This window comes from Amycolatopsis sp. WAC 04197, assembly GCF_003947475.1.
GTDB lineage: Bacteria > Actinomycetota > Actinomycetes > Mycobacteriales > Pseudonocardiaceae > Amycolatopsis > Amycolatopsis japonica.
In genome coordinates, this window is the sequence record NZ_QHJK01000008.1 from 401457 (window position 1) to 413980 (window position 12524).

Annotated in this window: 13 protein-coding genes; 2 read left to right on the plus strand and 11 right to left on the minus strand. The window is 68.2% G+C overall.

Going from position 1 to position 12524, the window contains the following annotated elements; translation table 11 throughout:
- Positions 1–2: 2 nt before the first annotated feature.
- The 8 genes from DMC64_RS28885 to DMC64_RS28920 are packed head-to-tail and all read right to left on the minus strand — an operon-like array spanning position 3 to position 7965.
- Positions 3–1103: an MCE family protein gene (locus DMC64_RS28885; RefSeq protein WP_073844181.1), complete on the minus strand. Its 1101-nt coding sequence runs from the start codon at positions 1101–1103 to the stop codon at positions 3–5.
- Positions 1103–2080: an MCE family protein gene (locus tag DMC64_RS28890; RefSeq protein WP_125736075.1), complete on the minus strand. Its 978-nt coding sequence runs from the start codon at positions 2078–2080 to the stop codon at positions 1103–1105. Before DMC64_RS28890 ends, DMC64_RS28885 begins: the two co-directional genes overlap by 1 nt.
- Positions 2077–3081: an MCE family protein gene (locus DMC64_RS28895; protein ID WP_125736076.1), complete on the minus strand. Its 1005-nt coding sequence runs from the start codon at positions 3079–3081 to the stop codon at positions 2077–2079. Before DMC64_RS28895 ends, DMC64_RS28890 begins: the two co-directional genes overlap by 4 nt.
- Entirely contained in the window at positions 3081–4091 is a 1011-nt protein-coding gene (locus DMC64_RS28900) for an MCE family protein (RefSeq protein ID WP_199755131.1), read from the minus strand. Before DMC64_RS28900 ends, DMC64_RS28895 begins: the two co-directional genes overlap by 1 nt.
- Complete coding sequence (locus tag DMC64_RS28905; protein WP_125736077.1) at positions 4088–5101, minus strand: MCE family protein; 1014 nt, start codon at positions 5099–5101, stop codon at positions 4088–4090. Before DMC64_RS28905 ends, DMC64_RS28900 begins: the two co-directional genes overlap by 4 nt.
- Positions 5098–6321 (minus strand): MCE family protein, encoded by a 1224-nt coding sequence (locus DMC64_RS28910; protein ID WP_125736078.1) that lies wholly within the window; start codon positions 6319–6321, stop codon positions 5098–5100. The genes DMC64_RS28905 and DMC64_RS28910 overlap by 4 nt, the downstream gene beginning before the upstream one ends.
- The gene (locus DMC64_RS28915; protein ID WP_007033208.1) at positions 6318–7157 is read right to left on the minus strand and encodes an ABC transporter permease; all 840 of its coding nucleotides are present in this window, start codon (positions 7155–7157) and stop codon (positions 6318–6320) included. The genes DMC64_RS28910 and DMC64_RS28915 overlap by 4 nt, the downstream gene beginning before the upstream one ends.
- A 4-nt stretch (positions 7158–7161) precedes the next feature.
- Positions 7162–7965, minus strand: a complete 804-nt coding sequence (locus DMC64_RS28920) for an ABC transporter permease (protein WP_037340326.1) — start codon at positions 7963–7965, stop codon at positions 7162–7164.
- 415 nt (positions 7966–8380) lie between these two features.
- Here DMC64_RS28920 and DMC64_RS28925 point away from each other — a divergent pair, with 415 nt between their 5' ends.
- Both DMC64_RS28925 and DMC64_RS28930 read left to right on the plus strand, forming a co-directional pair.
- Positions 8381–9325 carry an ATP-binding cassette domain-containing protein gene (locus DMC64_RS28925; RefSeq protein WP_125736079.1) on the plus strand — a complete coding sequence of 315 codons (945 nt, stop codon included), beginning with the start codon at positions 8381–8383 and terminating at the stop codon, positions 9323–9325.
- The gene (locus DMC64_RS28930) at positions 9322–10176 is read left to right on the plus strand and encodes an ABC transporter permease (protein ID WP_037339489.1); all 855 of its coding nucleotides are present in this window, start codon (positions 9322–9324) and stop codon (positions 10174–10176) included. Before DMC64_RS28925 ends, DMC64_RS28930 begins: the two co-directional genes overlap by 4 nt.
- Before the next feature lie 118 nt (positions 10177–10294).
- Here the strand turns inward: DMC64_RS28930 and DMC64_RS28935 are convergent, their stop codons facing one another.
- The 3 genes from DMC64_RS28935 to DMC64_RS28945 are packed head-to-tail and all read right to left on the minus strand — an operon-like array spanning position 10295 to position 12514.
- Entirely contained in the window at positions 10295–11428 is a 1134-nt protein-coding gene (locus tag DMC64_RS28935; protein WP_125736080.1) for a glycosyltransferase, read from the minus strand.
- Positions 11425–12210 carry an alpha/beta fold hydrolase gene (locus DMC64_RS28940; RefSeq protein ID WP_125736081.1) on the minus strand — a complete coding sequence of 262 codons (786 nt, stop codon included), beginning with the start codon at positions 12208–12210 and terminating at the stop codon, positions 11425–11427. The genes DMC64_RS28935 and DMC64_RS28940 overlap by 4 nt, the downstream gene beginning before the upstream one ends.
- A gap of 4 nt (positions 12211–12214) precedes the next feature.
- A complete protein-coding gene (locus DMC64_RS28945) occupies positions 12215–12514 on the minus strand; it encodes a phosphopantetheine-binding protein (protein WP_125736082.1) in 300 nt (99 codons plus the stop codon).
- Positions 12515–12524 lie beyond the last annotated feature (10 nt).

Consider the following 12524-nt stretch of genomic DNA (forward strand, 5'->3'; position numbering starts at 1 on the left):
CTTCACCTCCTGGGCACGTTCTGCGAGCCGCGCACGTTGGTCGGGTTACCCTTCGGCAGGGCACAGCGCGCCGCGGTGTTCAGCGGACGCGGCGAAGTGTCGAGTCCGTCGCGATAGCCGGTCCCGTAACCGGTGACGCACGGCGGCGGGTCGAAGAACGTCAGAGAGAGGCCGACGTGCGCGCCGTCCGGCCCCATGATCGCGTGTCCGGCGGCGACCGCTTTCGGTGCGGTGACCAGCAGCTGCTCGATGCCGTCCTGACGCGTCTCCAGTACGTCCGCGGTGGTCAGCAGGTTCGCCAGCAGGATGCCGAGGCTCGGGCCTGTTTCCCGCAGCAGCGTGCTGACCTCGTTCGCGGCCGCCGGGACGGCCGGGATCAGCCGGCGCAGATCGCCGTCGGAGCTCTTCAACGTCGCGGCGAGCAGTTTCGCGTTCGCACCGAACGAGCGGATCGCGTCCGCCTGCGAGACCTGGGTGTCGAGCACGGTCTGCGCGTCGGTCACGAACCTCGTCAGCGGGCCGACGTGCGCGCTCGCCGCCTGCACGAACTCGATCCCCCTGCCGACGAGCTGGTCCAGCGCCGGGCCAGCGTCGGACGTCGCGTTGTACAGCTCGTCGACCACGGTCCGCAGCGCCGGCTTCGGCACCGAGTTCGCGAAAGAGTCCACACTGGACAGGACGACGTCCACCGGCAGCGGGATCTTCGTATCCGCCTCGGCGATCACCGAACCGTCCCGCAGCATGGCTCCGTTGTCGCGGCGCGGCCGCAGGTCGACGTACTGCTCGCCGACGGCGGACCGGTTGGCGACGACGGCTTCGGTGTCCGCGGGCACCTCCGGGCCGCCGGGCTCGATTTCGAGGTCCACCTCCATACCGGAGGCGGTCAGCCGCAAGTCCCCGACCCGGCCGATCGGCACGCCCCGATAGGTGACCTCGGCGTTGCTGAAGATGCCGCCGCCGGTCGCGAGCCGCACTTTGACGGTGTATCCGCGATCGAGGACCAGTTTGTCCAGCCCCGCGTACGTCGCGCCGACGTACGCGACGCCGAGGACCGCGATGGTCACGAAGACCACCAGCTGCACGCGGACGAACTTGGTCAACATCAGCGGCCACCATTGTTCTTGAAGGTCAGGAACGTGTTCAGGTAATCACCGCGGATGGCTTCGAGCGCGGCGTCGGGGAACGGGAAGGTGAAGATCATCTCCATCGCCTTCGGCAGTTTGTCCCCGGACTCGGCCAGCTTCCGCAGCAACGGTTCGAGCGCCTTGAGGTCGGCGACGAGGTCGTCCTTGCTGCGATTCACCGTCTCGACCGCGACCGAAGTGAGCCCGTCCAACGACTTCAGCATCCCGACCAACGCCTGACGCTGCTGGTTCAGGACCTCGATCCCGGGGGTGAGCCCGTTCAACGTCGCCTTGATCTCTTCTGTGTTCGCGTTCAGCGTCGCCGCGAGCTTGTTGACGCTCTCGATGGCACGGGTGATCTCCGCCTTGTGTTCGTCGAGCCCGCGGACGAACACGTCCAAATTGGACAGCAGGCTGCGTGCCGCGCTCTCCTTGCCGCCGAGCGCGTCGTTGAGTTCACGGGTGATGTTCTGCACCTGCGCGACACCGCCGCCGTTGAGCAGCAGGGAAAGCGCGCCGAAGACCTCTTCGATCTCCGGGGTCAGCGAAGAACTGGCCAGCGGGATCACCGCGCCGTCGGCCAGCCGTCCGCTCGGCGTGCCCTCGGGCGGCGGCGCGAGCTCGACGAACTTCTCGCCGAGGATGCTCGCCTGCCGCAGCCTCGCGACGGCGTTGGCCGGCAGGTTCACGTCCCCGTTGATCAGCAGGCCGACCACCGCGCTGCGGCCGTCCGGCGCCAGATCGACGGTCCGCACCTGGCCGACCGGGACGTCGTTGACCTTCACCCCGGACTGCGGCACGAGGTCCAGCACGTTGGTGAAACTCGCCGTGACGTGGATCGGGCGCTGCCCCAGCGCGGCCCCGCCCGGAAGCGGGATGTCGTAGACGTCGACACCGTCGCTGCAGCCGGTGGCGGCCAGCACGAGGACGAGCACGGCGGCGATCCGGATCTTCATTTCGCCCCCGAGAATTCGGTGATGTTCCCTCGCCCGTCCAGCGTTCCAGCGCCCTGGTTGTACGCGCCGAGCACGTTCGCCAGCGCGTTCGGCGCGGCGTCGAGTGCCTCGCTCAACGACGCCTTCTGCTGGGTGAGGAGTTTGGTGATCTCGGCGAGTTTGTCCACATCGGACTTGACCTTGCCCCGGTTGTCCTTGATGAAGCCCTGCACCACGCTGAGCGCCTCGGTGAGTTCGGTCATCGCGCCGGAGAACTGGTCCCGCTGATCGGCCAAGATCTTGCTGAGCGAGGAGATCTGCTGGATCGCCTGTTTCACCTTGCCGTCGTTCGCGGCGAGCATCGCGGTGAACTTGCTGATGTTGTCGACCGAAGTGAACAGGTCGTTCTTGGAGTCGCTCGCCGTCCTGGCGAACTCGCCGAGGTTCTTGATCGCCTCGCCGAGCTTGCCGCCGTTGCCGTCGAGGTAGGTCGCGGCCTTGGTGAGGACGTCGCTGACGGCGCCGTCCCGGTTGGCGCCCTTCGGTCCCAGCGCGGTCATCAGCTGGTTGAGACTGCCCAGGAGTTCGTCGACCTCGACCGGGGTGACGGTGCGCTCAGGCGGGATCCGTGCGTCGCCGCCCAGCTCCGGTCCGCCGAGGTACACCGGGGTGAGCTGCACGTACCGGTCGGCGACCAGGCTCGGCGTGATCACGACGGCACCGACGTCCGCGGGCAACTTGACTCCCGCCCGCACCGTCATGGTCACTTCGACGTTCGTGCCGCGCGGTTCGACCTTGGTGACCGAACCGATCGGGACGCCGAGCACCCGCACCTCGGTGTTCGGGTACACGCCGACGGTCGCGGTGAAGAACCCGGTCACGACGCGGTCGGCCTGCCGGGTGAGCAGCGGCCAGGCCGCCGTCACCAGCAGGCCCGCGACGACGGCGACCGCGAGCCGCCGCAGCCAGGCCCGCCGCCGGGCGTGGGCGCCGAGATCCGTCAGCGTGAAGTGGCGTCCCATCAGCGTCCTCCCTGCCTCGAAGGCATGCAGCTGCCCGGCGTGCCGCCGGTCGGGACGAGCCCGCAGATGTAGGTGTCGATCCACCGGCCGTTGCCGACCGCGTTGCCGAGCAGCCGGTAGAAGGGACCGGCCAGCCGCAGGCTCTCGTTGAGCTTGTCCTGGTTGCGCAGCAGTACGGTGGCGACGTGATCGAGCTGGTCGAGCGCGGGCCCGAGGGTCTTCTGGTTGTCCGCCACCAGCCCCTTGAGCTGGATCGACAGGTTCTTCACCCCGCTGAACAGTTTCGCGATCGCGTCCTTGCGCGCGTTCAGCTCCGTGAGCAGCGTGTTGCCGTCGCGGATCAGCGCCTCGATCTGCTGCGAGCGGTCACCGAGGGTCTTGGACACCTTGTTCGTGTTCGCGAACAGTTTCACCAATTCCTGGTCCCGCGAGGCGAGCGTCTTGGACAGCGCGGTGATGCCGTCGAATGCGGTCCGGACGTCCTGCGGGGTGGAAGCGCCGAGGGTTTCCGACAGGGTGCCGAACGCCTTCGCCAGCTGATCGGTGTCGATCGCGCCCACCGTGTTCGCGAGGTCGTTGAAGACCGTGGTGACGTCGTACGGGGAGCTCGTGCGCTGCACCGGGATCGGCTCGTCCGGGTCCAGTTCCGCGTTGCCGACCGGATCGAGGACGAGATTCTTCTGCCCCAGCAGGGTTTTGATCTTGATCGCCGCGGTGGTGCGGTTGCCGACCCAGGTGTCCTTGACCCGGAACAGGACCTTGACCTTGGCGCCGTCCAGCAGGACGTCGGAGACCTCGCCGACCTTCACCCCGGCGACCCGGACCTCGTCGTTGCGTTTGAGCCCGGCCGCTTCGGTGAATTCCGCCGCGTACGTGGTGCCGCCGCCGATCAGCGGGAGATCGTCGGAGAAGAACACCGCCGAACCCGTGACGGTCATCAGCAGGGCCGTGACGGCGCCGACGACGATGGGGTTGCGGCTGCGGAACGGTTTGATCCTCGGCGCTTTCATCGGCACCGTCCCTGGGTCAGCGGGATACCGACCGGCGGGCCGCCGGGCGCGGGCGGCGCGTCCGACTTCACCGAACACAGGTAGAAGTTGAACCAGGAACCGTACGAGACCATCGCGCCCATCCGGTCCAGCTTCTTGGGCAGGTTCGCCAAGAACTGCTCGAACACGGGGGTGTTGTCCGCGAGATTCTTCGACAGGTCGCCGAGCGTGTTGATGCTGTCCTTCAACGGCTTGCGGCCGTCCTGGAGCAGATCCGCGGTGGCCGTGGTGAGTTCGCCGAGCCCGCCGATCGCCTGTCCGATCGGTTTCGCGTCACCGGCGAGCCCGGAGACCAGCTGCGCGGTGACGTCGACGAGCTTGTCGAACTGGTCGCCCTGCGAATTGAGCGTGTCGAGCACCGTGTTGAGGTTCCCGATCACCTGGCCGATCACCTGGTCCTTGCCCGCCAAGGTGTTCGTGAGCGACGCGGTGTGCTCGATGAGGCTGTCGATGGTGCTCCCCTCGCCCTGCAGCACCTGGACGATCTCGAACGACAACTGGTTGACGTCGCTCGGCGAAAGCGCCTGGAACAGCGGTTTGAACCCGTTGAACAACGCGGTGAGATCGAGCGCGGGATGAGTCCGTTCCGGCGGGATCAGCGCGCCTTCGTCCAGCGCGGCCGGGCCGTCCGGGCCAGGGTCGATCGAGAGATACCGCTGGCCGACGAGGTTGCGGTACCGGATGGTGACCGTGGCACCGGCCGTGAGACGGCGTTTGTTCTCGACCGAGAACCGCACGTCCGCCAGCCGCCGCTCGACCACGCCGACCGAATCGACCTGGCCGATGCGGACACCCGACATCCGGACCTCGTCGCCGGGGTTGACCGACGTCGCGTCGGTGAACCGCGCGGTGTAGCCGACCGTCGTGCCGACCCCGGAGTTGGCGATGGTGATGGCCAGGATCCCGGTCGCCACCGCGGTGATCACGAAGAAGATCAGGCCCTTGATCGCCGGGCCCGCGACACTCCTCATCGGACGGTCACCTCCGTACCGCGCAACGCCGGGCCCACGAGCACACTGCTCCAGTCCGGGACCTCGGCCGGCTTCATCCCGAGCGACGGCGCCAGGATCTCGGCGACCAGCCCCCGCTCCCCCTTCGAATTGGCCGGACCGAGGTCCCCATCGGCGGCGAACGCGACCGCCGCCGAAGACCCGCCGCCGCCATAGCAGCGCGGCCCGCCCTTCTGGTCGAACCGCGGATCGTCCCGGCCCGGCACGTATTTGTCGCGCGGGTCGTGGACGGACAGCGTCACGTGCAGCCCGGGTTCACCGGTGCCCTTGCCCAAGGCCTTCTCCATCACCGGTTTGAGCCGGTTGACCGCGTCGAACAGGCAGGGGAACTCGGGCGAGTACCGGGACAGCAGTTCCAGGGTCGGCCTGCTCTTCACACTGACACCGATGATGTTGTCCTTGTTCTGCACGAGGAACTTGTTCATGTCGCCGCTCGCGGTGGTGACGCTCGTGTACAGCTTGTCGAGGTCCGCGCGAGTGTCCACAATGGTCTTCGCGGTCGTCGAGAGATCCGAGAGGGCCTTGAGGATGTCCGGCGCCGCGCCGGTGTACAGATCCGCCACGTCGGCGAGACCGCTGATGTCGGCCTTGAACTGCGGCATGAGCGGGTTCACCTGGTTGAGCAGGTCGTTGAGCTGGACGATGCTGCCCCCCAAGGACTTCCCGCGGTTGTCGAGCGCGAGCGAGATCGCGCCCAGCGAACTGTTCAGCTTCTGCGGCTGCACCGCCCGCAGCAGAGGCAGCAGGTCGCCGAGCACGCGTTCCAGTTCGATCGCGTTGGCCGACCGGTCCTGCCCGATGACGTCGCCGTCCCGCAGCGATCCGCCGGCGGGCCGCTCCGGGAGCACGAGGTTGACGTAGCGCTCGCCGAACACCGTCTTCGGCAGCAGCCGGGCGGAGACGTTGCGCGGCAGCTGATCGATCTTCGCCGGGTCGATCGCCAGATCGATCTCCGCGCCTTCCGCGGTGCCCCGGACCGCCCTGACCTCGCCGAACGGGACGCCCCGGACCTTGACCTCGGCGGGCGGGGCCAGCTGGTTGCCGACCCGGTCGGCCTTGAGCGTGACCATTTCCGCCCGCTCGAAGTCCTTGTTGAAGATCGCGACGGCGAGCCAACCGAGTAGCACCAGGATGACGAGGAAGATCACTCCCGCCGCCTGTGTCCGTGCCCGCGCGCTCATCCGGAGACCTTCACCGTCGTCGTCGCGCCCCAGATCGCCAGGCTGAGAAAGAGATCGAGCACGCTGATCAGCACGATCGACGTCCGCACGGCGCGGCCGACCGCGACCCCGACACCGGCCGGGCCGCCGGCGGCGCGATAGCCGTAGAAGCAGTGCGTGAGGATGACTCCGACGCTGAACACGAGCACCTTGCCGAACGACCACAACACGTCTTCAGGAGGCAAGAACAGGGAGAAGTAGTGGTCGTAGGTTCCGCCGGACTGTCCGAAGAAGACCACCGTCGTCACCCGCGAGCCCAGGTACGAGATCAGCAGGCCGATCACGTAGAGCGGGATGATCGCGATGAACCCGGCCACGATCCGGGTGGTGACCAGATAGGGCATGCTGCGCACGGCCATCACTTCGAGCGCGTCGATCTCTTCGGAGATCCGCATGGCGCCCAGTTGCGCGGTGAATCCGGCGCCGACTGTGGCGGACAACGCGAGCCCGGCCGAGAGCGGCGCGATCTCGCGGGTGTTGAAGTACGCGGTGAGGAAGCCGGTCATCGCGGAGATGTTGATCTGGTTCAGTGCGCTGAAACCCTGCAACCCCACCGTGATCCCGGTGAACACGCACAGGCCGACCATCACCCCGACGGTGCCGCCGATCACCGCGAGCGCTCCGCTGCCGAAGGTCACTTCGGCGAGGAGGCGCACCACTTCGCGGAAGTAGCGGGTGACGGCCATCGGGATCGCCGCGAGCGCGCGGATGTAGAACAGCAACTGGTCGCCCAGCTCGAAAAGACTGTTGCCGGGGCGTTTGAACGCCTCGCGGGCCCGTTCGGGGACGCTGGTCACGGGATCAGGTTCCCTTCGCGGGGACGAGCTGCAGGTACAGCGCGGTCAGGATCGTGTTGACGAAGAACAAAAGCAGGAACGTGATCACCACCGACTGGTTGACGACGTCGCCGACCCCCTTGGGGCCGCCTCTGGGGTTCAGTCCCCGGTAGGCCGCGACGACACCGGCGAGGAAACCGAAGATGAACGCCTTGATCGAGCTGACGACGAGGTCGGGCAGCTGGGCCAGCGCGTTGAAGCTCGCGAGGTACGCACCCGGGGTGCCGCCCTGCACGATGACGTTGAAGAAATAGCCGCCGAGCACGCCGACGACGCTGACCAAACCGTTCAGCAGTACCGAAACGCCGATGGCCGCTTGCACGCGGGGCACGATCAGCCGGTGGATCGGCGAGACGCCGAGCACCTCCATCGCGTCGATCTCCTCGCGGATGGAGCGGGCGCCCAGATCCGCGCAGATCGCCGACCCGCCCGCGCCCGCGATGATCAGCGTGGTCACGATCGGGCTGGCCTGCTGCACCACCGCGAGAACGCTCGCGGCGCCGTTGAACTGCTGCGCGCCGATCTGGCTCGTGAGCGATCCCAGTTGCAGCGAGATGACCGCACCGAACGGAATCGACACGAGGATCGCGGGGGTGATCGACACACTCGCGATGAACCAGAACTGCTGGATGAACTCGCGAACCTGCACGGGACGGCGGAACATCGCGAGGACGACGTCGATCCCCATGGCGCACATGCGGCCGAATTCGCGCAGTCCCGCGGCGGCCTTCTCCGGCGCGCGGGCGAGCAGGGCGACTGGATTGGCCATCGTCAGGCTCCGCATCCGTCGACGGAAGCCGAGGAAAGCCCCTCCGGTCCCGGCATCGCCGGGCGCGGGAAGGCGCGCGGAACGCGCCCGGTCAGCACTGACATTCGGGCTTCCTCACTTCTACTTCTCCGGCCGAACGGCCAACTCTGGCTGCACGCTACTGGCGGAAGATCGGCGAGACAAGTAATTCGACAATGGCGCGGCGGTGAGGGGCCAAGGTTGTTATGGCGGTAACTGTTTTGCGTTGTGTCTCATGAGTGTCAATGACGGTTCTAACCGTCCTTTCCGCTCTTGAGACCGCAGGTGATCACTTTTGTCACCCCCGTCAGCCGCCGTGGTCGTGGAATTGTCACGCGCATCCTGAGTCCTCTTGCTTTCATTGCGGCCGTACCGAAAACCCCGCTACGTTCGGCGAATGGAGCAGGCTGCCATCGAGGTGACCGGCCTCGCCAAGCACTACGGTGAAGTGACGGCCCTCGCCGGCGTCAGTCTCCGGGTCGGCCGCGGCACCGTGCTCGCGGTGCTCGGCCACAACGGCGCGGGCAAGACGACGTTGATCGACATCCTCAGCACCCGCGTCAAGCCGACCGGCGGAAGTGCGAAGGTGTGCGGTTTCGACGTCGTCCGCGCTGGGCATCACGTCCGGCGGCGGATCGGCGTCACCGGCCAGTTCGCGGCGGTCGACGACGCGCTCTCCGGCCGCGGCAACCTCGAACTCGTCGCCAGGCTGCTGGGCGCGAACCGGCGCCAGGCCAGGGCCCGCGCGGCCGAACTGCTCGCCATGTTCGGCCTCGACGATGCGGCGGATCGCCCCGCACGGACGTATTCCGGCGGGATGCGGCGGCGGCTCGATCTGGCCGCCGGCCTGGTCGGCTCCCCCGACGTCCTCTTCCTCGACGAACCGACCACCGGGCTCGACCCGCTCAGCCGGGCGGGGCTCTGGGACGGCGTCGAACGGCTCGCCGCGCGCGGCACCACCGTCGTGCTCACCACGCAGTACCTCGAGGAGGCGGACAGACTGGCGGATCACGTAATCGTGCTGGGGCTGGGGCATGTCACGGTGTCCGGGCGGCCGTCGGAACTGAAGGCGCGGCTCGGGGAAAGGACCGCGACGCTGACCTTCGGCACCGACCTGGCCGCCCGCCGGGCGCTGGCCGCGCTGCACCGGCTCGGCATGGGCTGCACGACGTCGGCCTCAGGGCTCGTGGTCGGTGTCGCGCTGTCCGGGCCCGCCGACATCACCGTGCTGGTCCGCGCGCTCGACGCGGCGGGCGCGCCCATGAAGGACCTCACCGTCGCCGAGCCGACCCTCGACGACGTCTACCTTTCGCTGCACCGGAATCCGGCGGCCGCGCCATGACCGAGGCACGGCACCGCGCACCGTCGCAGCCGGTGCTGACCGATCCGGCGACCTGGCCGCCGAGCACTTTCACCACCCAGGTCCGGGTGCTCGCGGTCCGCTCGCTGAAGACGGCGTTCGGCGACCGCAGGCTGGTGTTCTTCGGGCTGTTGCAACCGATCGTGCTGCTCCTGTTGTTCAGCCAGGTCTTCACCGGGGTCAGCACGCTGCCCGGAGTCGCGGCGTACGAGGGATACGTGAACTTCCTCGTCCCGGCGACGCTGGTGAACATCGCGATGACCACGGCGATGAGTTCGGGCGCCGGCCTGCTCGCGGAGATCTACAGCGGTTTCACCGGACGTCTGCGGTGCATGCCCATCAGCCTGTCCGCCGTCCTGGTGGCGCGCACCATTTCGGATTCCGCCCGGCTCGGCGTGCAACTGCTGGTGACCACGCTCGCCAGCGTGGTGCTGCTGGGTTTCCGGCCGACCGGCGGCGTTTTCGGGATCACCGCGGCGCTACTGCTCACGCTCGTCGTCGGCTGGTGCCTGAGCTGGATCTTCGTCGCCATCACGACCTGGCTGCGCAAGGCCGAGACCCTGCAGATGGCGTCGTTCGTGGTGATGTTCCCGCTGATGTTCTCGTCCAGCGCGTACATGCCGCTGGAGACGATGCCGTCCTGGCTGCGGGTGGTCTCGGCGCTCAACCCGCTCACCTACGCGATCGACGCGACGCGGGCACTCGCGCTGGGACGGCCGTCGGGCTGGTCGATCCCGGTGTCGCTGGCGATCGCCGCCGTCGCCGCGGCCGCCGGTGGGTGGATCGCGGCCCGCACCTTCCGGACCCCGCGCGACGTCACCCCGATGACCTGACCCGAACCCGTCACTCGCGTGTTCAGGGGCGAAACTCACGTGATTGAAGGCGTAACTCGTGAGTTTCGCCTTCAATCACGCGAGTTACGCCTTCAATCACGCGAGATGCGGCTAGCCGTCAGTGCGGCAGGGACTCGAGGTGGTCCGCGGCGGCCACGACTCCCCCGGCCGCCGCGAACGAGGCCCGCACCCGTTCGGCCGCCGCGGCGTAGGCGGGATCGGTCAGTACTTCGGTGACCGTGCGGCGGATGTCGGGCGCCTTCACGCGGTCGAAGCGCAGACGCAGCCCGGCACCGGCCGCCTCGACCTGCTGAGCCAGCATCGACTGGTCGTCCCGGATCGGCGCGATGACCAGCGGCAGGCCGGAGGCCAGGGTCTCGCTGACGGTGTTGTGCCCGCCGTGGCAGAGGACCGCCGCCGCTTTCCGCACCACTTCGGCCTGCGGGATCCGCTTGACGATCAGCACGTCGTCGCTGAGCAGTTCACCGGTCGGGTCGACGACGAGGCCCTGGACTTCCGGCATCCCGGCGAGGGCCTCGACGCATTCGGACAGGAACCGGCGGCCCAGGGCGGCGTTGGCGGTGCCGAGGGTGGCGATGACGAGCGGGCGGCCGTCGAGCCGGTCCCACGAGAAACCCACCGGCGGCGCGGGAGCCAGCGCGGGTCCGACGAACCGGACCGCGCCGACGTCGGCGATCGGGCCCGTCAGGGACACGGTGGTGAACGCGAGGATGAGGTCCGGCGAGAAGCGCAGGTCCCCGCACGACACCTTGTGCCGGGCGCGCAGGCCCTCCTGCAATCCGTCCACCCAGGCGGCGATCTTCGGCATGGCGCCCAGCGGATCGCCGAGTTCGGTGGACGTCGACGCCGACGTCACCCACGGCACGGAACGGCGGCTCGCCACGAGAGCGCCCGCGAAGGCCTGCTGGTCGGCGAGCACGACGTCGGGCCGGAAAGCCTCCACCGCCTTCTCGACACCCGGGACCATCGCGTCCGCCAGCGGAACCAGGTACTGCTCCCACAGGTACTTCAGCGCCGCGAACCCACGCAGGCCCTCAGGACGTCGCTCGACGGCGAACTCCAGCGCGTCCCCCGCCGCGTACACCCGGCCCGCCCGGGTCAGTTCGGACGTCGTGGGTTCCGGACCGCACCAGGCGACGTCGTGACCGCGGCCCACCAGCTCGGCGGCCACCGCGCGCAACGGCGCCACATGTCCGGTGAGCGGCGGGACGACCAGCAGGAACCGGCTCATCCGCGTGGCCTCCCGTGCCGGTCGATCCAGTTCAGCAGCAGCTCCCGGACCTCGCGGTGCTGCTCGACGAGCACCGAATGCCCTTGGCCCTCGAACACGTGCAGCTCGCCGCGGGGCAGCAACGAGGTGAGCGCGGTGAGATCGTCGGCCTGGTAGCCGTGACTGCCCAAAATGGACAGTACGGGACAGCCGATCCCCGCGACCTGGTCCAGCGTCAGCAAGGGACCGAGCGGGACCTCCTCGGCCATCGACGTCGACATGATCCGCTCGGCGGCCATTCTCGCCAGCCGCCGGTGATGCGCGCTGTAGTTGGCCTCGATCCAGTCGAAGCTCTCCTCGACCTTCAAGAACCGCACGGTGTGTTCGAGGATCTGCGACATCTTGCCCGCCCACAGTTCGGTGGCGGGCTCCGACTCGATGCACACGATGCTGCGCACCCGTTCCGGTTTCGCGACGGCGTAGCTGTAGGCGAGGGTGCCGCCGAAACTGTTGCCGACCAGGTGCACGGGCCGGTCGAGGTCGAGCTGGTCGAGCAGGTCGTCGAGATCGGCGACGAAATCCGCGATCGTGTACCCGCGTTCGGGACGTTCGGTCTTGCCGTGGCCGCGCAGGTCGTAGCTGATCACGTCCACCCCGGCGGCGGCGACCGGTGGGGCGAGCGTGAGGTAGAAACTCGCGAGGCTGTCGGTGCCCATCCCGTGCAGGAACACCACGGTCTCCGTGCCCCCGCCGGGGACGAGCTGCACGTTGGTGCGCAGCCCGTTGACGGTCATGGTCGGCACCGGCTCAGCCCCGTTCGGCGAGGCGGGCGGCCACGTAGTCGGCGATGTCGCCGACCCGCAGCTCGATCACGTCGTCGAGATCCTTCTCCGCCAGGAACTCCGCGAGGTTGACGTCCGCGCCGAAGAACTCGGCGAGGATGCTCGCGAAGGTCACCAGATCGATGCTCTCGAGCTGGAGATCCTCGTGGAAGGTGGTCTGCGGGGTGATCTCGATGCCGAGGATGTCGGTGTCCCCGACCAGTTCCTTCAGCAACTCGGCCACGGTGCCGAAGACCGACGCCGGACTCTGCTGTTCGATGGTCATTGCTCTGCTC